Raw genomic sequence first — 23,590 nt, forward strand, 5'->3', positions numbered from 1 at the left:
TCAATATACGAAAGGTATGTTTTGGATTCGATTAGGGAATGAAAAAAAGAAGTAGAATGACGACGTGAACGTGTCCATTTCTTGAAAGAAATAAGAGATCAGTGAATTATCAATCGCACAGTGCTCCGTTTTAGGTTTTTTCAGGACAAAGAGCGGCAATAAAGAGAAGACGAAGTCGTGTAAACGAAAAAAAGGACGTGTGAATCATGCTATATACGATCACTTCGACATTGCCGGCGCAACATGGCGGGCGCACGAAGTCGCTCCTCAGTCGAATCGCAATGATCGAAAAACACCTTGGCTATGCGACAACGATTCTTACGACCAATTATGATGCGGCGTATGATCGCGTTGTCCAGTCGTTTCGGGACAAGAAGATTCTGAGCGAGACGACACAAATCGAGAATATCTACGAATGGCTCTCCGGAAATCGATTATATGAAGCTACGACACCGCTTGTGACTTCCCGGGAAATCGAAGGATTGCGAGCTGTGCAGGTAGACACAGACACAGTTCGGTACTATGACGGGGACACATATGTCTTATACCGGAAGTATCATGAAGCGAGTGATCAGCTGTCATTTGAAGACTTCATGAGTCCTGCATCGAAGAAAAAAGTCGAACGTTGGCAATATAATGATAACGGTCGACTACATCGCAAGATTCGATACTCACCAAAAACGCATAAAAAAATTCATGAACAATTCTATGATCAAGAAGGTCATATCTACTGCGAAAAACATTATGAGGAACAAAAACGCAATAAATTGATTTCGGTTCAAACCTATGAACACGGACGTCCCGTCCAGACCTTTCAGACTGAAAAGGAATTATTTCTCTACTACTTCAATCATCGTTTGACGGACGGGGACATTGTTTTCAACGATGCGCGACTGCTCGACTGGTCGTTACTCAACTGTCAGGCGCAGACGAAAAACGTCCTCGTGTTCCACAACTCCCATTTGGATTTGGATCAGCAACAAATCAAAAAATCTTACCAAACCGCGCTCGAAGGGGCGGATCGTGTAGCAAAATACCTCGTTTTGACGACGCATCAAAAAGACGAGATTCAAGCGCGTTTTCCGATACCGGATGATCAGTTCGCAGTCATTCCGCACTCGATCGAGCCGGTCAAGATCGACCGGACGCATGTAGAGGATCAATTCTGTTTCATCGGGCGCTTTGGAAAACAAAAGCAACTCGAGCACTTGCTCCGCAGTTACGCAATCTTCAAACGATCAGGATATCCGACGAAGCTTGCGCTGTATGGCGCGGATGAGGATGGACAACTGGCGTTGATGAAGCAGATGATGTATTTACTGAATATCGAGGAAGATGTTCTCATCCACGACTTCACATCGACACCGGACCAAGTCTTCGCGGCGTCCCGTGCGTCGTTATTGACGAGTCGCTTTGAAGGATTCGGACTAACCGTCATGGAAAGCATTAATGTCGGCTGTCCTGTCATTGCCTACGACGTTCGGTACGGACCGCGTGAAATCATCGAAGATGGTCAAAATGGTTATCTCGTCCCTGAAGGAGACGTCACGGGATTCGCAGAAAAGATGGTCAAAATCGTCGAACGACCACTTCCGCATGTGCGGACGAAACCTGAGTTATATGAAACACAAGGTATCGAAAATTACCGCAACCTGTTGAACTGGCTGCATACTGAATGATCGAAGGAGCGAATGTCATGAAAAAACCAATTAAAAAAGCCATTATTCCAGCTGCGGGGCTCGGCACACGTTTTTTACCGGCAACAAAAGCGATGCCAAAAGAGATGTTACCGATTCTCGATAAACCGACGATTCAATATATCGTGGAAGAAGCCGCTGCCGCAGGAATCGAAGATATCATCATCGTGACCGGAAAACATAAACGTGCGATCGAGGATCATTTTGATCATCAATATGAACTAGAAGCTGCGCTTCAAGCGTCAGGAAAAACAGAGCTACTGGAGAAGGTGTGTGCTTCGACGAATCTCGCGAATATTTTTTATGTCCGTCAAAAGGAACAGAAAGGACTTGGTCACGCGATTTGGACAGCTCGTCAATTCATCGGAGACGAGCCATTCGCTGTCTTGCTCGGAGATGATATCGTCGAATCGGAGACGCCGGCAATCCGGCAATTGATGGACGCCTACGAAGAGACCGGTCAGTCCGTCATTGGTGTCCAAGAAGTCGAACCGAAAGAAACACATCGCTACGGAATCATCGATCCGCTCGATAAAGAGGGACGACTTTATCCGGTCCGACGGTTCGTCGAGAAACCGGAGCCTGGGACGGCGCCTTCGAATCTTGCGATCATGGGTCGGTACGTCTTGACGGCGGATATCTTTGATTACTTGGAAAATCAGTCGGAAGGCGCTGGTGGCGAGATTCAATTGACCGATGCGATCGAACGGTTGAATGCGGACCAAGCAGTCTATGCGTTTGATTTTGAGGGGAACCGTCATGATGTCGGTGAGAAACTCGGTTTCGTCAAGACGACGATTGAATATGCGATGAAGGATCCTGAAATGCATGAAGAATTAAAAGCGTTCCTTAAACGATTCCAGTAAATCAGACGTGTCCGCCCGAAGGGGGTGTACACGTTTTTTTGATTAATCGTAAACGCTAAAAACTCCACCCTATACGTTGGACGATTTGTCCTGTATGAAGTGGAGTTCGTATATCGAAGTCTTCACAATAGATGACTCGCGATCCGGACGATGTTTCGTCCCGATCGTTTCGCTTGATAAAGCGCTTGATCCGATAGTTCCATCGATTGCTGGACAGGGATGTCGCGCTTTCCGGAAGAGAGTCCGATCGATGTCGTGACGTGAATCGAAGAGCCGTCGAGCAAACGGAACGTATGCCGTTCAACTTCCTGACGGATCCGTTCAGCGATGGTAGTCGCGTGTTCTGCTGTCAGATCGGTCAGGAGCACGATGAATTCTTCACCACCCATGCGGGCGACTAAATCTTCCGGACGGGTATTACGCTCCAGTATCTTCGCGAACTGTTCCAATACCGCATCACCATTAGAATGACCGTACTGGTCGTTTACTTGTTTGAACTGATCCAAATCCAGGATGATCAAATGATAGGTCGAAGATTGACCGGCTAGTGTCTTGGCGCGTAATTCCCACGCCCGTCGGTTGGCAAGACCCGTCAAGGCATCATATTCTGCTAGTTGTTGATAGACCTCGAGTTGCTTCCGGTAGCGTTGCTGCAGCGGTAACAGATAAAGGAATATACCGTACATCAATAACGTGAGACTTCCGTGAAAGGCAATCGTGGACAGCGTTCGCTCCGGTAGGAAGAACAAAATGGTACTTCCGATCAGAAGATGCAGCACGCTAAAGCGTAGAGCAAGATATGTCTTTTTTTGTAAAATTGACGAGAGAATGACGATGCCTACCCCCGACAGGAGCACTTGCTCGATATCTGTCGTTATTCCTGTATGGATTAAAGCAATGAGCGCTATACTACCGAACGCTCTTTTTTCTCGATGATAGGCCAGTATAACAAAAGGGATGACCTGCCAAATCAAAGATTGTGATGCAAATAGAATATCAATAATCAGTAGGTAACTGCCAAACCAGATTATGAGCATTAAGGTACCAATGAATTCACTATTTCTATTACGAATCAGTTGGTATGTGGCTAAAAGGAGATACGTCAGGGCAAACATCATCGACCCTTGAATCACCCAATTTTGAATCATATATAAGACATCCAATCTATACAAATAGTTTTCTAAAATATATAATTAAAAACGATTAGTGTCAAATACTGTATATCAGTATTTGACATGATGGTTTTTTATGGAGACAAAAAGGACCATTTTCCTCGGATTGCAGAGGGAAATGGTCCTTCATCTTCGAAGTAGGGAATATGCCAGTTACTTGACAAGTGATGGAATTCACTGTCACTTTATAAGGTGGTATACGATGCGTTTAGAATTTATTGTAATTTAAATCGACGTTTGATTTCATGTGAAGGAATCCGTTCTTTTGAGCGAGTGTCGCACTCTTCGTTCCTTGTACCGAAGAAATCGTCAATGTTTTGATGTCCTGAGATTGACTCAATTTTTGGAGGTCCGTCATCCGATCCTTTGACCACTGATCGTTGGCAACCGTTGAATAATTGAAGTTCTCCCACATGATGCCATCGACATAAGGATACGTATGATACTTCAACGTTCCGAATCCCCAGTTTTGGATCAGTGATAGAGACGCGTGTTTTGTTTTCAGTGATTTGAGGAAGTTCGTCATTCCTACCCGTTGTTGTTCGAGAACGACAGGTTGGTCGGCATGTTCGTTATCGATGTTACCGACTGTGTCGAGAAAAACGCCATCTAGTCCTTTTTGGACGATTTGTTTTTCGACTTCCTTCATTAGAACCGCTTGATAGTGCTTCGATGTGATATCCGTTAAGTACGAATCCCATTCAGCGTAATGGATCCGCTGACCATCCCGGTGGAAGAAGTCTGATTCGACGAGTTGCCCCATCAAATCCGTGTTCCAGTTGTCTGCTTCCATCGTATTGATGTAGCCGTATACTTTTGTTCCGTTTTGTTGAATCTGTTTAATTTGTGCAGCGGAATAAAAGACGGGTTCGATGATCATGACATCGTATTGTTGCATCTTCTTGATTTTCGCTGCTGACGGTGCGTCGTAGTAAACCTTATACGACTTCGCATTGTCTAGTGGATTGGATTTCGCTGCTTTTGCGTCTAGTGACGACATGAAGAACACTCCTAATAAAAGAATGCACAAAATAGACGTCATGCGCTTGAGTGAGATAATACCCATGTTGATAGCCTCCTGATTAATTATCAGAGAGCGGCCGCGGCATTGCAGACTGGCGATCGGTATCCGAAGATCGACGACCCATGTCTTTGCGCCCTTACTTTTCAGTAAGTTTGCCCTTCTCGATATGAAATTGTAGTGTTCCAACGATACATTTCTTCCATCTTCATACCGATAAAAAACAAAAGGAGTGAATGAAAATGATATATACTCAGCACCGTCAAGGCATTAAGTGGATTGAGATGATCGTTAGTATTCTTATTATCGGCACTTTAGACTATATGTTTAATCTTTCAATCTTAAAATGGACGATTGATCCACTTATTTTTTATATTTTACTTTTTTCGCTTCGTTACGGACTCCTCGGGGCATTCGCGAGTTTCCTGTTTACGATGATCTATCACCTGAGTGCGCTCGCCTGGGCGGGAGAAGACGTCTTACTCTTCGTCTATGACCGGGGTGAGATGTCATGGATCATCCTGCATTTCCTCGTCGCGATCTGTTGCGGAACGTTCAGTACGTCGTTTCAGGAGCGCTATCTGTCTTTGCGTCTCCGTCAGGAAGAAGTTTTGGCGGAAAACGAAAAGCTACGTGAGACGCTCGAAAAGCTGCGTGTCGCTCAAGAAGCAATGCGAAATAAGGTACTAGAATCCAATCATACGTTGACGAACATCTACCGGATCGGAACAGAACTCGATCAGTCCGTCGCGGATATCGTTCGCGATAAACTCGTACAAATCTTACAAGACTCCTTTGATGCGAAGGAAATTGCAATCTATCACGTCGATGCGTCGCGGCGTACCTTACGATTACACATCCGTTTCGGGGATAAGGAACAGTTGCCGCAAACGATGTTCATTGATCCAGAACAAGGGATCTATCAACGGATGTTCCAAAAACAAGCAATCGCGATCCGGACGATTGATGAGACGGATGTACCGCTACTCCTCGCTCCGATTCGTTACGACGGACGCATTCAGGAAGTCGTCGTCATTCAATCGATCGCCTTTGAGCGCTTGACGAACTATGAGATGCACGTCATGCAATTGATTGTCGATTGGACAGGCTCACGCATCGAGAAAGCAATGCTGATGGAATGGATCGAGACGCGTCATGAATTGATCGAAGGGACGCGCATCTTCAAACGGGAGCACTTCGAAGAGAAAGTGAAATATCAAGAATACAGACGTGAGCATTACGGTCAACCGTACAGTCTCGTTCAGCTTGATATTCGCAATACACCGTTCTCACTGATCGAACTAGAGCTGATTTTACGGCAATCGATGCGTGAAATTGACTTGATCGGTTTTGATGAGGACACGGAACAACTCCAATTCCTATTACCCGGAACACCTCAAGAACATGCCAACCGATTCCTCGAACGAATCAAAGCTGTGTATGCGCAAAAGGGAGGACGTGTCCAATGATGACACTCCTGTCCGTTCTATATGTACTCCACCTTTTGCTCGTCGTGTTGGTCTATCGTTTACTCGTCTTTCGATTACCAGAGCATGAGCGGGGAATCCTGACGTTCATCTGCCTGTTCAGTGTCGTCCTGCCACTCTTTGGTGAAGTACTTGGAGGGATCGCTTACTTGATTTCGAGACGTTTTGCGTCATCGGATACGTTACTGGATTACGATGAATATGTGCAATTTGATGTCATGAATCTTGAAGGATTGCAACAACAGGCAGCCGATAACATGGAAATGGTTCCAATCAAAGAGGCGTTGAACATGGATGCGAAACGCCGGAAACAGTCGATGATCCATTTAACGACATCGTCCCTGAAGGACAGTGGAAAATATCTGCAATACGGACTCGACCATGATGACTCGGAAACCGTCCACTATGCCGCGACGGTCCGAAACTCCTTGTTTGATCGATATGAAGCCAACCTTCGTCTGCGGGAACAACAACTCAATCCCGTCGACGTGACGACGTATCATGTGTTCATTCAAGAATGTAAAACCTTCCTCGATAGTGGTCTATTAGATGAAGGCGGTATCGGTCGACTCGATGATCGCCTTCATCTAGTGCTAGAACAAATGCGTATTCTTTATCCGACGGATCTCGTCCGAATCGAAGCGGAAGCGGAAATGGCGATACGTCAAGGGGAAGAGGAAAAAGCGATTTCCTCTTACAACGAAATGATTCAGATCCATCCGACCTTACCGGACGGATACTTGGCGTTGATTCGTTATTACTTTCACCGACAGGATTGGGTTGCGCTCGGACCGGTGCTCCGCCAGTTAAGAGCAACGGTGGCGGAGGAAGACATACCAGAAGAACATCGATTTATATTGGAACGTTTGGAAGGAGGAGACCAATGAAGAAGAAACCTTATGGCTACCTCATTGGATTGTTTGCCGTGTTATTCGTGACGATGGGCATCGTACAATTGTTTCGTCTCGATTATCCGCATCGACTGATTCCTTCTGAAAAATCGAAGGTTCGTTCATTCGAGACGACGAACACGAAAACAACCGAAGCAAAAGGAGAGACATTGCGTGTCTACTTGCTTCAAAACGATAGTGATCTATCAAAAGGCGTCATTCAAAACTTTTCGTATGCATTGAAATACGCGAAAATCGATTATCAACGGATTCGTACATCTGACATCAAGACACTCGATCCAAGCGATCGCACAGTCCTTGTCGTATCGGGGGAACATACGAAGGAATGGCCGTACGAGACCATTCGAAAGTTCGTCCAGCAAGGAGGAAAGCTCTACGTCGCGGGTCGATTCATCGATCCGAAGTGGGGGGACTTGGTCGGTGTGAAACGTTTTGGTGACTTCAAGGAAAACATACAAGGGATGACGTTCAAAAAAGATCTATTTCCCGGGTATATCGATTTGCCAAAAACCTCTACATTATTCGTTCATAGTATCGCGGATGTGACATTGCAAAATGCCGACGTCAAAATCGAAGCGGAGGGAAACCCAATCTTGTGGACGCATGCATATGGAAAAGGGGAAGTCCTGTTCTGGAACACCTCTTCGCTGCTTGAAAAAAACTCACGCGGCTTACTCGTCCAGTCGCTATCGTTGCTGTTTCCGACGTTCGTTAGTCAACAAGTCGGCATCAAGCTGGCGCACTTCGATGACTTTCCAGCACCCGTACCAGATGCCTCCAATCCAGCGATTCAAAAAAACTATGATTTGACCGTCAAGGATTTCTTTGCGGAAGTCTGGTGGAAGGACATGCAACGGATCGCGAAGGAACAGGATGTCATCTATTCCGGATTCATCATCGGAAGCTACAAGAATGCGATTTATGATACGGAAAAACAATTGATCGAAAATATTCGTTTTCCGATGTTGAATTTCGGACGCGGCTTATTGAAGATGGGTGGGGAACTCGGACTACACGGATACAATCACCAACCGCTCGTCATCAACGGAGAGACGATGGATCCGAGTCTCGGTTATATCACATGGAAGAATCGGGCGCAGATGATGAAAGGAATCAAGGAAGTCAAGGCGGCACATCAGTATTTCTTCCCGAAAGAGAAAATCCGTAGTTATGTCCCACCATCAAACATCATCGGTCCAACTGGCTTATCGGTCTTGAATGAAGCGTTTCCGGATGGATTGATCATTGCGTCTCTTTATATCGGGGATGCTTCAAAAGGAAGTTACATTCAGGAGTTCGAACCAGATTCTACCTATAAGAATCTGTATAACTTTCCACGGATCACAAGCGGATATAATGAATCGCCTGAAGACATGTTCGTCTTAGCCGATGCTGTCGCGAACTTCGGACTCGTCTCGCACTTCATCCACCCGGATGACGTCCTCGATGAACGACGCTCAAAAGGACAAGGATGGCCGAAGATGGAACGTTCAATCGAAAAGATGTTCCAGACGATCCATACGGATTATCCGTACCTCGAGAGCATGACACAGTATAATGCATATCAAAAATTAAAGTTGTATCAAGAATCGAAGATCGATATCCGCTATTCCAAGACAGCAATCGAGATTTCAGGAAGTCAGATGCTTCTTCCTTCTAAGATGATCGTCCGGGTCAACGAAGGGAAATTGAAGACCGGATCCTTCGCATACGGAAAGGTGCGGAAATTAGGAGAAGCGAACGGTTTATACGAAGTAGAACTCAAGAAGAACTTCGCGCACATACCGGTACTGGGGGTGTCTCAATGAAAATCGGTCTAGTGCTAGAGGGGAGTTATCCCTATGTTAGTGGTGGCGTCGCCAGTTGGGCACATATGTTGATCCAACAAATGACCGAGCATGAGTTCGAGCTGATCACGATCACACCTATACGTATGACGGAAGCAGATTTTAGGTACACCCTTCCGGCGAACGTCGTCGGTGTGACGAATCTTCCACTCGATCAAACCCATGAGACGCGTCCGTTGAAACAGACGTTGACGCCGGAACAGGAAGAGGATATCAAACAATGGATGCGATTCCAAGCGACGAACACGTCGATTTTTCCACTCTTCGGTCAGGCGATCGGAACATCGACGCAATTTTTCTCGAGCCGGCTCTTTTTTGATCTCGTCAAGACGAGCTACCGGGAAGAACAACAGGCTGGCTCCTTCATTGATTACCTATGGATGTGGCGCAGCATGTATGCGCCTGTTCTGGAACTTCTCCAAGCCGACTTACCAACCGTCGATTTGATCCATTCCGCGTCGACGGGATATGCGGGACTCGTCGCGGCGGCGATCAAACAACGCCAACACGTCCCGTTCGTCCTAACGGAACACGGGATCTACTCCCGTGAACGAGAAGAGGAGCTCGTCCAAGCGATGTGGATTCCGCAAGAATACCGCATGCACTGGGTGCAGTTCTTCCATCACTTATCACGCGAAGCCTACGCTGGGGCGGACAATATCATCACGCTTTTTGACCGAAACGGTGAATTGCAGCGTGAACTTGGAGCACCTGCCGAAAAAATTCGCGTCATCCCGAATGGAATCGATGCGACAGGACTTGCGGCGCTAGGACATACTCCGAAGCAGGACGTGCTCCGGATCGGCGCAATCGTCCGTATCGTTCCGATCAAAGATATCAAGACGATGATCCATGCTGCGAAGGTCTTGCAGGAAATGCACGTCCCGTTCGAAATGACGATCATGGGTCCGCTCGAAGAAGATCCGGAATATGCCCGTGAATGTCAGGAACAAATCGATCTGTTTGAGTTATCGGAGAGTGTGACGCTCGTCGGAAAGGTCGATATCCGGAGTTATCTGCCGTCGTTTGATGTTTGTTTATTGACGAGTATTTCCGAAGGTCAACCGCTGGCTGTCCTAGAAGGGATGGCTGCAGGTATTCCATGGGTCGTCACCGACGTCGGCGCTTGCTCCGAGCTGATCAACGGACGGGAAGATGATCCTTACGGTCCGGCCGGATTCGTCGTGCCACCGGTCAATCCACGACGGATCGCGGAGCGGTGTGCCTGGTTCCAGTCACACCCGGAAGAAGCGGTTCGTTTCGGACAAAATGGGAAAGAACGCGCGCTTGCGTATTATCAGACGCGCCGTTTTATCTCGGAGTATCAAACATTGTATCAAGAGAGGGGGGTGACATATGGCGGGCATCGGGTTTAAGCTTCAAAAATTGTTTCAAGAAGACTATTTCTCATCACGACTAAAAGCATACGCCTTTGCCGGGCTCGTCACGTCCGGCCCTTGGTTGATCGTCATCTTGACGATCGCCGTGACTCAGTGGCTGACGACGTTCCTGTCGATTGCTTCTTTTGAAGAACGGATGACGTTCAATCTGGTCGTCTCGTACAGCTTCATTTTTTCACAAGTGTTACTTGGCATTCAGCAACTCGTCGTTACGCGGTATTTGGCGGACTGTTTCTACGAGAAACGATATGAGGACTTGTTTCCCGCATTTCTAGGCATGACGAAGATGACGATGGCGCTAGGTAGTATCGTCTTTCTTATCTTCCTCAGTTTTTCAAAACTTCCGTTCTTATTGAACGGTCTGATTTTCATTTTGTTCATGACGATCAATTTAATCTGGGTGCATTTCCTATTCTTAAGTGCCGCGAAGTTCTATCAGTCCGTCGCGTACAGCTTTTTGATCGGTGGTACGGTAGCCGTTGGATCTGTTTTACTGATTGACCGGTATCTGATGGGCTATCTAAACGGTCTCTTCACACCGAGCGTTGCGTTGACGGCAGGTTTCACATTCGGGATGATCATCACATTGTTCGGTCTCTTCACCTCGATGTTGCTGACGTTTCCGCAACGCGGAACAAAAAATCAGTTCACCTATTTGAGTTACTTTGATCGTTACCCAGCTCTCTTTTGGACGAGTTTTCTCTACAACATCGGTGTTTGGGTCGGGAACTGGGTCATCTGGTTCTCTGACGGTGGTGCCGTTCATCTCGGAACTTTCCGTTATCATCCGTTATACGATACGGCAATCTTCTTATCCTATTTGACGGTCATCCCAACGATGACGATCTTCGTCGTTTCCGTCGAGACGCGTTTCTATGAACGATACCGCATCTTTTATGGATACGCGAATGAAGGAGGAACGCTGGAGCAAGTCGAAAAGGCACGAGATGCGATGTTGCTCGTCTTACGCCAAGAGTTACAACGACTGTTTCGAAATCAAGGGTTGTTCACGTTGTTCACCTTGTTGTTCGCTTCGACGTTACTTGGTTACCTGGCATTGCCGGAAGAGACGATCAGCATTTTCCAGATGACGACGATTGGTGCTTTCTCAAACGCAATGGTTCTCGTCTTGACACTCTTATTACTGTATTTTGAAGATCAAAAAGGGGCAGCGTGGATTTCATTTATCTTCTTTTTCGCTAACGGAATCCTCGCCTTGTTGATCGCACCGTTTGGTTTTTCCGGATACGGTCTCAGTTTCGCGATCGGATCGACCTTGACGTTTGCGTTTGCGCTCATGCGACTCATCCAGTATGTCTCAGATATTGATTACCATACGTTTTGTCGGATGGTGTTACCGCCACGCTCGCTACGTTTTACCCGCTGGAGTGAACGACTGAACCGTTCGTGGTTATGAAGGGGATTCTGTAAAGAAGTGTCGTAGGATCTTCTTTTAAAAAAGAGCGACCCGTTTTCCGATCAATATTCGGAAAACGGGTCGCTCTGTATGTTTGCCTGACGAGGTGACTAATCACTTTTGGTAACCGTCCGGATTTTTAGACTGCCAGCGCCAAGCATCCTTACACATGTCATACAAGTCTTTCTCCGCCTTCCAACCGAGTAGGCGTTCCGCTTTGGAAGCATCCGCATAACACGATCCGACATCACCCGGACGTCGTGTTGTGATCTTTCGATCGATCGATACGGACGTCGCATCTTCGAACGTTGCTACGAGTTCGAGTACACTTGTCCCTTGTCCTGTTCCGAGATTGAAGGCTTCGATTCCGGAATGGTCATGGTAGAGTGCCTTGATGTGTCCTTTCGCCAAGTCGACGACATGGATGTAATCGCGGACACCCGTACCATCTTCCGTATCGTAATCATTTCCGAAGATTTGAAGAGTATCGAGTTTTCCGGCAGCGACTTGTGTCACGTAAGGCATCAGGTTGTTCGGAATACCATTTGGATCCTCACCGATCAGACCACTCATGTCTGCACCGATCGGATTGAAGTAACGGAGTAATGTGATATCCCACGTCGGATCAGCGAAAGCGATGTCTTCAAGCATTTGCTCGATCATCAGTTTCGTCGCACCATAAGGATTCGTCGCAGAGCGCGGTGCCGATTCGGTGATCGGCGTCGTCTCCGGCACACCGTAGACGGTCGCAGATGAGCTGAAGACAAGCTTCTTGACGTCGTGCCGATCCATCACTTCGAGTAGGACGAGTGAACTGATCAGGTTGTTTTGATAATAGAACAACGGGCGTGAAACGGATTCGCCGACTGCTTTTAAACCCGCAAAATGAATGACAGCATCAATCGCATGGTTTTGGAAGATCCGTTCGAGTGCCGATTCATCCCGCACGTCTGACTCATGGAATGTGACCGTCCGGTCTGCGATCCGTTCGACACGTTCAAGAGCACTCCGATGACTGTTGCTTAAATTATCGACGACGATAACCTCATGACCCTCTCGTAGCAATTCGAGACAGGTATGGCTTCCGATATAACCAGCGCCTCCCGTTACTAAGATATTCATAATATGACCTCCGTTTTATTCCATTATTTATCTAATAATAGCATGATAAGAGGGTTTTTTTCTTGATTTTGCTTTACATTCGTTTTGTTAATCGAATCAATTGAATCCGTGACTCGGACTCGATGATCTGTAGATGGTAATGGGTACTTAACCGCAGTCGCCCTGCTGTGTTCGCTCGCTGAAACGTTCCAAGGCGCGCTAACTCTTTTTGAGAAAGGTTTGGGCTCTTCCAATCGATGGCGTATGCCCGATCATCGATGAGGTGTACGGTGAAGGACTCATACATCCATGTTTCGTCTACAGCCGTTTTGACTTTTTGTGTCGGTGGTCCGAGACCTGTCCAGGTCGTAGCAGGATCGTCTAGTAGATCTGTCGCCTGTGTCTGTTTCGGGAGTACCATGTAGTCTTTTATCCATTCTAGCAGCGCCTGATCTGTCATCATGGAGCCAATCGTTTTTTTGGACAGATCGCTCGCTTTCATATAAGCCTGCGTCTTGTCAGGAAGTTGAATACGCGCGCGACCCTTGACGATGTCGAGGACAGGGAACGCATCACCAAAGTCAGCGGATTGAAGAACAGTCGAGGAATCCGAATGACGATAAATCGGACTCGATTTCGTAGAGACAAAGTGATAGATCACGTCTTTCTTCGCCCATGTCTGGTACCCCCATGTAGCAAGCGCACCAACACAGAAACAAACGAGAGCGAGAAGGACGAGTCGCCAGGACAAGACTCGCTTTTTTGGTATTGAAGTGGGTGTCGTCTGCTCAAGCGGCATCTCGTCTCCTTCGTCCAGTAAAGGAACGGATGTGAGGAAACCATAAAAGTCAGCGATGCTCTCGTTTGGATGACCGTCCAAAAATCGTTGCCACTCTTCTGGACGAACCGTATCTTGCTGAAACGGTCGCGAAGGAGCCATACCTGTCAGATGAAGGCAGGTCGCATGAAGAGAGGAGGAAGAAGATAAGGACAACTGAATGCGTTCGTGAAGGCGTTTGACATCGGTTTCCGTGTGCGAAGTATAAAATTGTAAAGCGGATAAGGCGCGATGCATAGAGCATCCTCCTTCCTTCTAACGTCAGGATATGTATGAATTTTCCGTTTCCTTTTATGATATCATTTTTTATGGGACGACGAATGAGAAAAGGGGGAAGGACGTTGATTGATATCCATAACCATCTTTTGCCGTTGATTGATGAGGGAGCGACTCATGTCGAAGAGACGATTCGCATGGCACGACGTGCTGCTGCGGAAGAGGTTCGCCGAATCATCGCGACACCTTATGCCACGCATGCGACAGCAGAAGAAGTCCAATTGATCGTAGCAGAGCTGAATGTTTTACTGGCCCAGCGACAGATTCCTGTCCTCGTCTATCCGGGACAACAGACCCGTTTGACACTCGGATTGCGTGATGCGGTCAACCAGGGGCACGTCTTGACACTAGCGGATACCGCCTATCTGTTAATCGATTGCCCTGACGATTCGTTACCGGTCTACACGGAAGAAATCATGACCGGGTTAATCGAGGACGGATACCTGCCAATCCTTGCGCAACCGGAAGATAACGCAGAACTTCTCGAACATCCTGAACGTCTGATGCAGCTGATTGAAAAAGGTGTGCGCTGTCAACTGGCGACATATAGTATTCTCGGCCATCACGGAGAAGAGAAACAGCTGTTTTGTCAACGTGCCATTCAAAAAGGGTGGGTACACTTCATCGCATCCAATGCTAAAAAAGCAACAGACGGTCTTCATCTTGCACCGGCGTATCATCAGATTGAAAAGTGGTCTGGAGCGAACGTCGTCGATCGATTAAAATGGAACGCTGAACAGATTTTGGTGTCACCGCCAATTGTCTAATACTCGACGGTAGCTTTTCCAATCGGAAAAGCTATTTTTTTTAAAACTTTTTTAATAAATCAAAATTCAGGATAATATGTGATATGATATCATTACTTGGTACTAAAAATATTCAAGCGATTAATCAATACGGACATGATTACGTTCGGATCTCCGAGTACATCGTCACGTGCGCCGCTCCATTCTTTCATTTTTAGGCATCATCATCATTAGCGTCGTGAACGCTGGAACAACTCGAGGAGGAAGTATTACATGAGTAAAGAAAAAATCGCACAGCTGCGTAAACATGTCTCACCTTTTGAAAAGGCAGACATCAAGGCCAGCATCCGACAGATGATCAATACGATCCTGCCGTTTCTCGTCATTTGGTTTTTGGCGTATCAAGCACTTCATGTTTCAGTCTGGCTTGCAGTTCCGCTTGCGATGATCGCCGCAGGATTCGTCGTGCGGATGTTCATCATCTTCCACGACTGTACACATGGTTCGTTTTTCAAAAACAAAAAAGCGAATGCGATCGTAGGAACCGTCACAGGCGTCCTGACACTGTTTCCTTACGAAAAGTGGAAGCGTGAACATGCGATTCACCATGCGTCAAGTGGTAACTTGGACAAGCGTGGTGTCGGTGATATCTGGGTGATGACGATTGAAGAATACATCGCGTCATCGAAATGGACGCGGTTGAAATATCGCCTCTACCGGAATCCACTCGTCATGTTTGGACTAGGTCCGTTGCTCTTGATTTTAGTGACGAGTCGTTTCAACCGGAAGGATGCACGGAAGAAAGAGCGTCTCAACACCTATTTAATTAACGGATCACTCGTCGTTTTATACGGTGTCTTGATTTATTGGATTGGCTGGCAAGCATTCTTGATCATCCAAGGGACAACGATGTTCACGGCAGGCGTACTCGGTATCTGGTTATTTTATGTCCAGCATACATTCGAAGATTCCTATTTTGAAGATGAGAGTGAATGGGATTACGTTAAAGCTGCGATCGAAGGCAGTTCGTATTACGAACTTCCGAAAGTATTGCAGTGGGTGACAGGAAACATCGGTTTCCATCACGTCCATCACTTGAGTCCGCGTGTACCGAATTATCATCTAGAGAAGGCACACGTCTCGACGCCACCGCTTCAAAAGGCGACGACGATCGGCTTGTTCTCTAGCTTAAAATCTTTACGTTATAAACTGTATGATGCGAAAAACAAGACATTCGTCACGTTCCAAGATATTAAACATCTCTTGCGTGAACCGAAACCGTCATCACTTTGAAACAGCAGCACTTTATCTTTTTTTAGATAAGGTGCTTTTTCCTTTGAAATAACAAAAACTTGACCGATAAAGAGTAAGGAATGGAAAAATATAGGCACGATAAAAACGGAAATGTTATTCTAGACTAAAGAATATTGAGAAAAAGTCGGCAGGAGGACTGAAATGAAAGGAAAAATATACTTTTGGCTCCTATTCATCAATGCCATTGCGACAGTCGGAATACTCGTCTATCTGTCCTTTGAACTGCATGAGATCGGGCTCGTATTGATGGGGCTTGCGATCGGATGGCTCGCTTGGAAAGTGTTACGTGTATTTTCGTCGGTGATTCGCTTGCAACAAGAGGGAATCGAAGTGAACGAACACCGCTTTCCGGAACTCTATCAGGATATCGCGATGCTATCGGCACGCTTGAATCTGAAGACCCCTCGTATCTATCTCGTTGGGAACGAGGCGTCGCCCGTTAGAGGCGTCAGTCTGTTTCGGACGAATGTATTGTTCATACCAGAGAAAGCCATGTGGGAACGAAATGAGTTCGAACGGGTGCGGGAGTTGCTTCGTTTGAAGCATAACGATGAAGAGAAACGATTTGCACTGTTGTTAGGCAGCTGGATTCCCTTTTTACAATCGGCGTACTTAAGAACCGTATCCTTATACCGGGATCGACAAGCGTTTGATCTTGTGGAAGATCAGGATAGTGTCATGCAAAGTATCTTAAAAGAAAATGGGCGTCATCGATTGATGGATGAGATCGATATCGCTGACTACCTAGCGGAAAAAAAACAGATCACGCTAGCAGAAGTCGTCAGTGAGATGGTCCATGCGCAACCGACGACAGATCGCCGGTTGGTCGAGTTAGGATGGTTGGCGCGCGAGACACCGACTGGACAACAGATCGTTCGCTTTTCACTCGTGGCGTCCAGTCTGATAGTATTCGGATTCATTGGTTGGAGCGTCCAGAACGTATCGTTTCCAACTGACTCTGCGAAAGCGGTCGTCACATCATCGAATGAATCAAAGGCAGATGGATTGCAGGAAACGAAGTTGATGGCTGCGATTCAAAAGGGAACGTTAGAAGAAGTGCGGGCAGAGCTTCCGGATGGTGATATGAAAGCAGTGGACGCGGATGGCGATACGGCATTGCACTATTTAGGATATCGGAAGTCAAGTAAAGGATTGAAGGAAATCTTTGATGCGTTAATCAAGCAAGGAAGTGATGTAGACGCGATCAATGACTTCGGAGAACGTCCATTCATCACGGCGGTATATAGCAACAACAAGGAATTGGTAGAGCTATACCTCGAAAAAGGGGAAAAAATCAATCAGTTGGATGAACAGAAATATACGCCATTGCACCATGCAGTTGAAGGGGAAGGTACTCAGACCGTAAAAGTGTTACTTGATCAAGGCGCAGACGTCTCGATCAAGAACAAGGATGGATTGACCCCTCTCATGCTGGCACAGCAATATGAATTGGACGACATCATTCGATTGTTAAAACAACATACCCCTCAAACGCTATAAGAAAAGTGCTCCTCCCGAAATCGGGAAGGAGCACTTTTTACGAACTTATTTACCTTGAAGAGCTGGATCCACGTTAAGGATACGTCCTTCAATCTTATAGTCGAGTGTTTTCTTCGAGATGGCATAGTCACGGAATGTTTCCCAGTCAGAGAGACCGAGGTCTTTCACACGTCCTGATTTATACGCATCTTCAAACGGTGTCAAGAAGTCGCTTCCTTTAGCTGTGAAAGCATTTGTGGCAATCGTGTACGTTTTTGCTGGGTCAATGGCTTCTTCTACACCGCCATCTTTCGTAAGCGTCATTTTCGTGACACGTTGACCTTTCGCTTTTGAACCATCGTACTCAAGTTTCATGCCGGATACTTGTAAGAATCCACCATTTTCAAGTGGTGCAAGTCCAACACTGATTTCAAAGAGATCTTTAAGTTGTGAACCGTTCATTGATACGAGTGCAAGGGTGTTACCGAATGGTAAAGTAGTTAAAATTTCACCAGTCGTTAATGGACCTGCATCGATAGCAGCACGAATACCGCCACTGTTTTGAACAGCAATAACAGTTTCTGGATTAATCGATTTTGCTTTTGCAAGCATACCGTCAGTAATCAAGTTACCGAGGGCAGTTTCACTGTTTCGCACGCTTACAGTATTTGTACTGCTTGTACGTGGGTTTGGAAGTGCAGATACGACATCAACACCGACCTCTTGATTCTTGATTGCAGTAATTTTATCTGCGTACGGTTTTAAAATCGCTGCTGCTCCAGAATCTGCGGCATACGGTTTTACGTCAATCGTCGAACCATTGAACGATTTAATTTTTCCTTTGTAATCAAATGTTACGTTGACATCACCAAGAAATTCACTGTACTGATAAGCTTGAGCGATGACTGTTGGTTCTTTTTTCTTTGTTTCCTCACTTGCAGGAATCAATACAGGTTTAGTGAGATTCGTATGTGTGTGACCACCAATGATGACATCGATGCCGTCAACATTTTGAGCGAGCAATGGGTCATTATCGATTTCTGGATTATCATCATAGCCAATATGTGTCAATGCAACGATTTTATTGATACCACGTGCCTTGAATTTATCAACCGTCGCTTGAGCGCTCTTGATGTAGTTTGAGAACGCAATCGTTCCAGGACTCGAAATTCCAACCGTCTCTTCTGTCGTCAAGCCGAAGAATCCGACTTCTTCACCGTTAATTTTTTTGATAACACCTTGATAAATGTGTCCATCTTCAGGACCAGACGTGATTGTTTTCTTTTGCATGCCATTGAAGAGTGGATTTTTACTGAAATCCACGTTAGCTGTGATGAACGGGAAGTCCGCACCGGCAACGAAGGCTTGTAAAGCAGCACCTTGATCTTGGTCACCGAGATCAAACTCATGGTTACCGAACGTCATCATGTCATACTTCATGTAGTTCATGAGTTCGAGATCAGCTTGTCCTTTGAACTCGTTGAAGTAGAGTGATCCTGAGAAGACATCACCAGCATCAAGAAGAAGAGACGGTGTACCTTCCGCGCGGTAAGCAGCACGGCGCTCTTTAATGACGGTCGCACGTTTTGGAGCGTTATCGAGTGAAGCATGTGTATCGTTCGTATGGAGCAAGGCAAGGCTGAAATCATCCGTATTGATGTCACGGACGATGATTTTTGCTTTTGTCGTGACCGTTTTCCCCTTATGCGTCAAGCTACCTGTCGCATAGAAGGTACCCGATTCACTCGTATCAACTTTGCTCCATTTGATTTCTTTGTCGTAGACTTTGCCGTTAGCGTAAAGAACAGCTAGTTTTTTAGGAAGGACTGGTTTTTGATCGACTGAAATCACTTGTTCCTTGACGGACTCGATGATTTTAATCACATAGTTCTCGACGTGAATCTTTACTTCGATTGGGAGCTTTTTCTTACCGTATGTGCCATGAACCGTTTGATAACGATTGAAGATGTGCTTATTGTATGCACCCCATGAGATTTTTTCTCCCTTGTATGTAGCCGGAAGTTTAACAGGCTCACCCTTCGTGAAAGTGAGAGACTTCAATTTGACCGTCTTGACTTTGACATGTGTTGCAGCAGATACGGTCGTTTGTGCAGCCGGCACGATTGCCGATGTCGTCAATGCGACAGCTACTGCTGCCGCGTAAAGCGGTTTTGATTTGTACATAAATAAAAATCCTCCCTCGAGATGATATGAGGTCAACCAGCGATCGGTAACCTCTTCTTCTACTATAAATGCTTAACGGACGATCGTGTCATGAACCTTTTGTAAAATGCGTAAATTCTTAGGTCCGACGACAATACAACTCCTGCAAGTCGTTTGTTTTTCTTCTCCTAAAAGAAGACTAGTTAAATGATTGCGCTTACATTATATCTTGTTCATCCTCCAAAAGAAACGTAAATTATAACGGATCATAGGAAATTGTCCTCATTTTGAGAGAATCGCATAGTAAACATTTTCAAAAAAATGTATAATTTATTATATGAAAGACATGTGATGAGGAGGCGGGGGTACGAATGGATGAAAAGATACGTAGGAGTCTACTCGTAGGCATACTTTGTATAATGGGAATTTTGATTATATGGGGGCTCGCCTCTCCACCGACAACGATTGAATTTCCTAACTTTACACATACCTAATCCTGTGAATGAATCGACAAGGAGTCCTTGTCGATTTTTTTGTTTCAATGGGAAAGCTACAGTTTGGTGTCGGTTCATGCTATACATTGACACGCTTTTTACGGATGGCTAGAATTGATTAAGTGTACTTCATATATACACGACCGAAGGAAGAGTAAGGAGGGGATGGGTGACTAGACATGACTCATCATGTCGACCGGTGGAATGTTCGTTTGAGGAATCGCGGACAGGATCCGTTTTTTTATTTGAATTTGATACAGAATTCATTGAATTACAAATACATGCTCCATGAAATCGGAAGGAACTTACACTTATGTTGAAAGAAATGAAAAGTATCATCCGGGAACAGGTTGAAAATTTTCCTTTAATTCGCCGGCTCGCGCGATATGAAATTAAATCCGCGCATGCAGAACAACGTCTTGGTCTTTTATGGGAGCTCCTCAATCCAGGACTCCAGATTTTCATCTACTGGTTCGTCTTCGGTGTCGGTCTTCGCGGAAATAAGGATGTTGACGGAAATATTCCGTTCATCGTCTGGCTGCTCTGTGGGATCGTCGTCTGGTTCTTCATTAATGATGCGTTGCTACGTGGATCTAATTCGATTAACAGTCGACTTGCGATGGTAACGAAGATGCGTTTTCCGATGAGTGCGATTCCGTCGTACGTCATCTTGTCACGCATGTATCAACATTTTGCGATGCTATTGATCGTATTCGTCGTCATCGTTGCAAACGGGATCCCACTGACGTGGAAATTGCTACAGTTGCCTTATTACATGGTAGCGACATACATTTTCGTCTACGCGTTCTCGCTCTGTTTTTCAACGCTCATCACACTCGTTAAGGATATTCAGCTCTTCTTACAATCCATGATGCGGATGCTTTTTTATATGACACCGATTCTTTGGAATATCGAGCGATTCCCGGACGCCCTGCATGGTGTCCTTCGCCTGAATCCGGTCTACTATCTCGTCGAGGGATACCGTGCAAGCTTGCTCGGAGGACATTGGGTCTGGCAGGAATGGCCGACCGGACTGTATTTCTGGAGTGTGACGCTCCTCTTGTTCACAGCGGGAACATTCCTGCATATCAAGTTCCGTAAATCATTCACTGAGCTCGTCTAAGGGAAGGAAATCGCCATGTCTATGATTAAACTCGACCATGTCACGAAACGTTTTGACATGGTCACGACTACGAAAGAAAAATTCAAACTCTTGTTCAAGAGTCAAAGTAAAAGTGTCAAAACATTTACGGCGCTGCGGGATATCTCGCTTGAAATCGGATCTGGTGAAGTTGTCGGGCTCGTCGGAATCAATGGATCCGGTAAGTCGACATTATCGAACTTGATTTCAGGCATCATCTATGCGAATGAAGGAGACGTCGCAATTAACGGAGAGGTCGCGATCATCGCGGTTTCTCAAGGATTGAAGAACGTTCTGACAGGACGAGAGAACATTCGTCTAAAATGTCTCATGTTAGGAATGGATGATGCAGAAATCGAGCGCCGGATGCCTGGAATCATTGATTTTGCAGATATCGGTGATTTCATCGATCAACCAATCAAAAAATATTCGAGCGGGATGAAATCTCGACTTGGATTCGCGATCGCGGTCAACGTCGATGCGGATATCCTCATCGTCGATGAAGCGTTATCAGTCGGTGACCAAACCTTCTACAACCGTTGTATCGATAAGATGAACGAGTTCAAGGACGAAGGAAAGACGATTATCTTCGTCAGTCACTCGCTCTCGCAGATCAAAAGTTTCTGTGAGCGTGTCGTCTGGCTCGAATACGGTCAAGTCCGTTTGGATGGTAAGACGAAGGACGTTTTACCAGAATATAAAAAGTTTCTTGCGGAATATAAAAAATGGTCCAAAGAAGAGCAACATCAATTCCGTCGTGATCGTTTAAAGGCACAGGCCGCGAATGCACGATCCGGAAAACAAAACACGGATGCTGATGAAAACATCAAACATCCGGCATTGATCTTATCTGCGTTAGGAATTCTTGTCCTCGCAGCAGGGAGTTTAATGGTCGTGGATGAAACGCCCTCCTTGACGAATCTAAGCGATGCCATCTTGAATTTCTTTTGATTTCTCGCCAGGTGCCGATTGGTATCTGGCTTTTTGTATCATGTAAGTAGGAATTCGTAAGGGAAATGAAGAATGCTAAAGATGAGCGGAAAAAGAAGGAATAATTGAAACTCCAAAAAACTGTGATAAAAACGGAGTCAAGGACTCCGTTTTTATCAGGTTTGTGAACGATCCATATACGTTTTGACTTGTGGTGCTTCATACGTCGCAAAACGTTCCAACAGACGATCGGGATCAGATTCGACGATGAGCATCGCACGATGTTCGGGAATCAAGAACCCTTGATGTTCCATCGTATCAAATAATGTAATCAAGGCGTCATAATACCCGTCGATATTGAGTACACCACACGGTTTGTCGTGCAGACCGAGCTGTGCCCACGTAAAGACTTCAAAAAACTCTTCCATCGTTCCAGGACCGCCAGGAAGGATGATGAATCCATCCGCAAGCTCTGACATCTTCGCTTTTCGTTCGTGCATCGATTGAACGAGATGTAGCTCAGTCAGACCAGGATGAGCGAGTTCTTTTTCTTGCAGAAAATGAGGTAAGACACCGATTGCCTGACCTTTAGCAGCTAGCGCGGCATCTGCGACAGCCCCCATCGTTCCAACACGAGATCCACCGTACACGAGTCCGATGCCGTGGGTAGCGAGTGCTTGACCGAGTCGGCTGGCCGCCTCTCGAAAGATGGGGGTGGCACCATCTTTGGAACCACAAAATACAGCAAGTCTATTCATGAACAAAACCTCCTTCGTTGCTTCCACCATAGCATATTCAATGACAAGGCGGCAGAGTAGACCAGAAAGGAGAGAGACATGCGACCACGTACGATCGTTTGGCTCGTCCTAATGATTGCAGCAATCAATTTAGGACTTGGGATTTGGATGCCGGATACGTCGACCCGTACGACGATTAGTTCGATATTACTAGGTGTGATTCTAATACTCGGAGTATTTTATGTCATTGCGTTGAGACAATCTTCTAAATAAAAATGCTAGTTCGACTCTCATGGGTTGAACTAGCATTTTTATTTAGAATTCAAGATATCAATCGATGGAATATTCAAATGAATCTATTTTCATACATGAATTCAATAATTTGATGGATAGTTTGTAAAAAAAGAACAGTATTCAAGACTTATGATGCAAGTCAAAAGTATTAGTTGGCGTGAATAATGTGTAAAATAACATAAATATTCGTATTCGAATATTTAGAGGGGGTCTAAGGATATATGATGTTGTTACAAAGCCAAACGAAAAAAATAGGAGG

The 23,590-nt window shown here is 45.8% G+C and carries 19 protein-coding genes and 1 riboswitch; of the genes, 13 read left to right on the plus strand and 6 right to left on the minus strand.

Annotated features, from left to right (window positions below):
• The first annotated feature begins 206 nt into the window (after positions 1 to 206).
• Together ACHWTJ_RS02680 and galU are read left to right on the plus strand one after the other, a co-directional pair.
• Positions 207 to 1,679 (plus strand): glycosyltransferase, encoded by a 1,473-nt coding sequence (locus ACHWTJ_RS02680; RefSeq protein WP_394679069.1) that lies wholly within the window; start codon positions 207 to 209, stop codon positions 1,677 to 1,679.
• A gap of 17 nt (positions 1,680 to 1,696) precedes the next feature.
• Positions 1,697 to 2,563: a UTP--glucose-1-phosphate uridylyltransferase GalU gene (gene galU, locus ACHWTJ_RS02685; protein WP_294740276.1), complete on the plus strand. Its 867-nt coding sequence runs from the start codon at positions 1,697 to 1,699 to the stop codon at positions 2,561 to 2,563.
• Positions 2,564 to 2,685: 122 nt separating this feature from the next.
• On the opposite strand, the gene ACHWTJ_RS02690 is transcribed toward galU, so the two are convergent.
• Both ACHWTJ_RS02690 and ACHWTJ_RS02695 read right to left on the minus strand, forming a co-directional pair.
• Complete coding sequence (locus tag ACHWTJ_RS02690; protein WP_394679070.1) at positions 2,686 to 3,711, minus strand: diguanylate cyclase; 1,026 nt, start codon at positions 3,709 to 3,711, stop codon at positions 2,686 to 2,688.
• Positions 3,712 to 3,943: 232 nt separating this feature from the next.
• Entirely contained in the window at positions 3,944 to 4,735 is a 792-nt protein-coding gene (locus tag ACHWTJ_RS02695; protein ID WP_294744801.1) for an endo alpha-1,4 polygalactosaminidase, read from the minus strand.
• Positions 4,736 to 4,841: 106 nt separating this feature from the next.
• A riboswitch (cyclic di-GMP riboswitch) is annotated at positions 4,842 to 4,926 on the minus strand.
• Positions 4,927 to 4,998: 72 nt separating this feature from the next.
• Between ACHWTJ_RS02695 and ACHWTJ_RS02700 the strand changes: the two genes are divergently transcribed.
• Genes ACHWTJ_RS02700 through pelG form a run of 5 tightly spaced genes read left to right on the plus strand, consistent with a single transcriptional unit; the run spans position 4,999 to position 11,818 of the window.
• Complete coding sequence (locus ACHWTJ_RS02700) at positions 4,999 to 6,225, plus strand: GAF domain-containing protein (protein ID WP_394679071.1); 1,227 nt, start codon at positions 4,999 to 5,001, stop codon at positions 6,223 to 6,225.
• Positions 6,222 to 7,130: a hypothetical protein gene (locus tag ACHWTJ_RS02705; protein WP_294749912.1), complete on the plus strand. Its 909-nt coding sequence runs from the start codon at positions 6,222 to 6,224 to the stop codon at positions 7,128 to 7,130. The genes ACHWTJ_RS02700 and ACHWTJ_RS02705 overlap by 4 nt, the downstream gene beginning before the upstream one ends.
• Positions 7,127 to 8,962, plus strand: coding sequence for a DUF2194 domain-containing protein (locus ACHWTJ_RS02710; RefSeq protein ID WP_394679072.1), 1,836 nt, complete (start codon positions 7,127 to 7,129; stop codon positions 8,960 to 8,962). The genes ACHWTJ_RS02705 and ACHWTJ_RS02710 overlap by 4 nt, the downstream gene beginning before the upstream one ends.
• Positions 8,959 to 10,377 carry a GT4 family glycosyltransferase PelF gene (gene pelF, locus ACHWTJ_RS02715; protein ID WP_394679073.1) on the plus strand — a complete coding sequence of 473 codons (1,419 nt, stop codon included), beginning with the start codon at positions 8,959 to 8,961 and terminating at the stop codon, positions 10,375 to 10,377. Before ACHWTJ_RS02710 ends, pelF begins: the two co-directional genes overlap by 4 nt.
• Entirely contained in the window at positions 10,358 to 11,818 is a 1,461-nt protein-coding gene (pelG, locus tag ACHWTJ_RS02720) for an exopolysaccharide Pel transporter PelG (RefSeq protein ID WP_394679074.1), read from the plus strand. The genes pelF and pelG overlap by 20 nt, the downstream gene beginning before the upstream one ends.
• Before the next feature lie 114 nt (positions 11,819 to 11,932).
• On the opposite strand, the gene galE is transcribed toward pelG, so the two are convergent.
• Both galE and ACHWTJ_RS02730 read right to left on the minus strand, forming a co-directional pair.
• Positions 11,933 to 12,940, minus strand: coding sequence for a UDP-glucose 4-epimerase GalE (gene galE / locus ACHWTJ_RS02725; protein ID WP_294740284.1), 1,008 nt, complete (start codon positions 12,938 to 12,940; stop codon positions 11,933 to 11,935).
• Positions 12,941 to 13,013: 73 nt separating this feature from the next.
• Entirely contained in the window at positions 13,014 to 13,994 is a 981-nt protein-coding gene (locus ACHWTJ_RS02730; protein ID WP_294740285.1) for a hypothetical protein, read from the minus strand.
• Between the two features lie 104 nt (positions 13,995 to 14,098).
• Between ACHWTJ_RS02730 and ACHWTJ_RS02735 the strand changes: the two genes are divergently transcribed.
• The 3 genes from ACHWTJ_RS02735 to ACHWTJ_RS02745 all read left to right on the plus strand — a co-directional run bounded on the left by ACHWTJ_RS02735 (position 14,099) and on the right by ACHWTJ_RS02745 (position 17,593).
• On the plus strand, positions 14,099 to 14,800 hold the full coding sequence (locus ACHWTJ_RS02735; protein WP_294740286.1) for a tyrosine-protein phosphatase: 702 nt from the start codon (positions 14,099 to 14,101) through the stop codon (positions 14,798 to 14,800).
• A 252-nt stretch (positions 14,801 to 15,052) separates the two neighbouring features.
• The gene (locus ACHWTJ_RS02740) at positions 15,053 to 16,072 is read left to right on the plus strand and encodes a fatty acid desaturase (RefSeq protein ID WP_294740287.1); all 1,020 of its coding nucleotides are present in this window, start codon (positions 15,053 to 15,055) and stop codon (positions 16,070 to 16,072) included.
• 162 nt (positions 16,073 to 16,234) lie between these two features.
• Complete coding sequence (locus ACHWTJ_RS02745; RefSeq protein ID WP_394679075.1) at positions 16,235 to 17,593, plus strand: ankyrin repeat domain-containing protein; 1,359 nt, start codon at positions 16,235 to 16,237, stop codon at positions 17,591 to 17,593.
• A gap of 45 nt (positions 17,594 to 17,638) precedes the next feature.
• On the opposite strand, the gene ACHWTJ_RS02750 is transcribed toward ACHWTJ_RS02745, so the two are convergent.
• On the minus strand, positions 17,639 to 19,756 hold the full coding sequence (locus ACHWTJ_RS02750; protein ID WP_294744825.1) for a 5'-nucleotidase C-terminal domain-containing protein: 2,118 nt from the start codon (positions 19,754 to 19,756) through the stop codon (positions 17,639 to 17,641).
• Between the two features lie 786 nt (positions 19,757 to 20,542).
• Here ACHWTJ_RS02750 and ACHWTJ_RS02755 point away from each other — a divergent pair.
• Both ACHWTJ_RS02755 and ACHWTJ_RS02760 read left to right on the plus strand, forming a co-directional pair.
• A complete protein-coding gene (locus ACHWTJ_RS02755; RefSeq protein WP_294744828.1) occupies positions 20,543 to 21,352 on the plus strand; it encodes an ABC transporter permease in 810 nt (269 codons plus the stop codon).
• Between the two features lie 15 nt (positions 21,353 to 21,367).
• Entirely contained in the window at positions 21,368 to 22,321 is a 954-nt protein-coding gene (locus tag ACHWTJ_RS02760; protein ID WP_294740291.1) for an ABC transporter ATP-binding protein, read from the plus strand.
• A 155-nt stretch (positions 22,322 to 22,476) separates the two neighbouring features.
• On the opposite strand, the gene ACHWTJ_RS02765 is transcribed toward ACHWTJ_RS02760, so the two are convergent.
• Positions 22,477 to 23,058, minus strand: coding sequence for a TIGR00730 family Rossman fold protein (locus ACHWTJ_RS02765; protein ID WP_294740292.1), 582 nt, complete (start codon positions 23,056 to 23,058; stop codon positions 22,477 to 22,479).
• Positions 23,059 to 23,136: 78 nt separating this feature from the next.
• On the opposite strand from ACHWTJ_RS02765, the gene ACHWTJ_RS02770 reads away from it, so the two are divergent.
• On the plus strand, positions 23,137 to 23,310 hold the full coding sequence (locus ACHWTJ_RS02770; protein WP_294740293.1) for a hypothetical protein: 174 nt from the start codon (positions 23,137 to 23,139) through the stop codon (positions 23,308 to 23,310).
• Positions 23,311 to 23,590 lie beyond the last annotated feature (280 nt).

Source organism: uncultured Exiguobacterium sp. (assembly GCF_964277885.1).
GTDB lineage: Bacteria > Bacillota > Bacilli > Exiguobacteriales > Exiguobacteriaceae > Exiguobacterium_A.

Coding starts and splice junctions, on each gene's coding strand:
- ACHWTJ_RS02680 (WP_394679069.1), top strand. CDS start 207: ATGCTATATACGATCACTTCGACATTGCCGGCGCAACATGGCGGGCGC.
- ACHWTJ_RS02730 (WP_294740285.1), bottom strand. CDS start 13,994: ATGCATCGCGCCTTATCCGCTTTACAATTTTATACTTCGCACACGGAA.
- ACHWTJ_RS02750 (WP_294744825.1), bottom strand. CDS start 19,756: ATGTACAAATCAAAACCGCTTTACGCGGCAGCAGTAGCTGTCGCATTG.
- ACHWTJ_RS02705 (WP_294749912.1), top strand. CDS start 6,222: ATGATGACACTCCTGTCCGTTCTATATGTACTCCACCTTTTGCTCGTC.
- pelF (WP_394679073.1), top strand. CDS start 8,959: ATGAAAATCGGTCTAGTGCTAGAGGGGAGTTATCCCTATGTTAGTGGT.
- ACHWTJ_RS02690 (WP_394679070.1), bottom strand. CDS start 3,711: ATGATTCAAAATTGGGTGATTCAAGGGTCGATGATGTTTGCCCTGACG.
- ACHWTJ_RS02710 (WP_394679072.1), top strand. CDS start 7,127: ATGAAGAAGAAACCTTATGGCTACCTCATTGGATTGTTTGCCGTGTTA.
- galE (WP_294740284.1), bottom strand. CDS start 12,940: ATGAATATCTTAGTAACGGGAGGCGCTGGTTATATCGGAAGCCATACC.
- ACHWTJ_RS02765 (WP_294740292.1), bottom strand. CDS start 23,058: ATGAATAGACTTGCTGTATTTTGTGGTTCCAAAGATGGTGCCACCCCC.
- galU (WP_294740276.1), top strand. CDS start 1,697: ATGAAAAAACCAATTAAAAAAGCCATTATTCCAGCTGCGGGGCTCGGC.
- pelG (WP_394679074.1), top strand. CDS start 10,358: ATGGCGGGCATCGGGTTTAAGCTTCAAAAATTGTTTCAAGAAGACTAT.
- ACHWTJ_RS02695 (WP_294744801.1), bottom strand. CDS start 4,735: ATGTCGTCACTAGACGCAAAAGCAGCGAAATCCAATCCACTAGACAAT.
- ACHWTJ_RS02740 (WP_294740287.1), top strand. CDS start 15,053: ATGAGTAAAGAAAAAATCGCACAGCTGCGTAAACATGTCTCACCTTTT.
- ACHWTJ_RS02760 (WP_294740291.1), top strand. CDS start 21,368: ATGTCTATGATTAAACTCGACCATGTCACGAAACGTTTTGACATGGTC.
- ACHWTJ_RS02745 (WP_394679075.1), top strand. CDS start 16,235: ATGAAAGGAAAAATATACTTTTGGCTCCTATTCATCAATGCCATTGCG.
- ACHWTJ_RS02755 (WP_294744828.1), top strand. CDS start 20,543: ATGTTGAAAGAAATGAAAAGTATCATCCGGGAACAGGTTGAAAATTTT.
- ACHWTJ_RS02700 (WP_394679071.1), top strand. CDS start 4,999: ATGATATATACTCAGCACCGTCAAGGCATTAAGTGGATTGAGATGATC.
- ACHWTJ_RS02770 (WP_294740293.1), top strand. CDS start 23,137: ATGCGACCACGTACGATCGTTTGGCTCGTCCTAATGATTGCAGCAATC.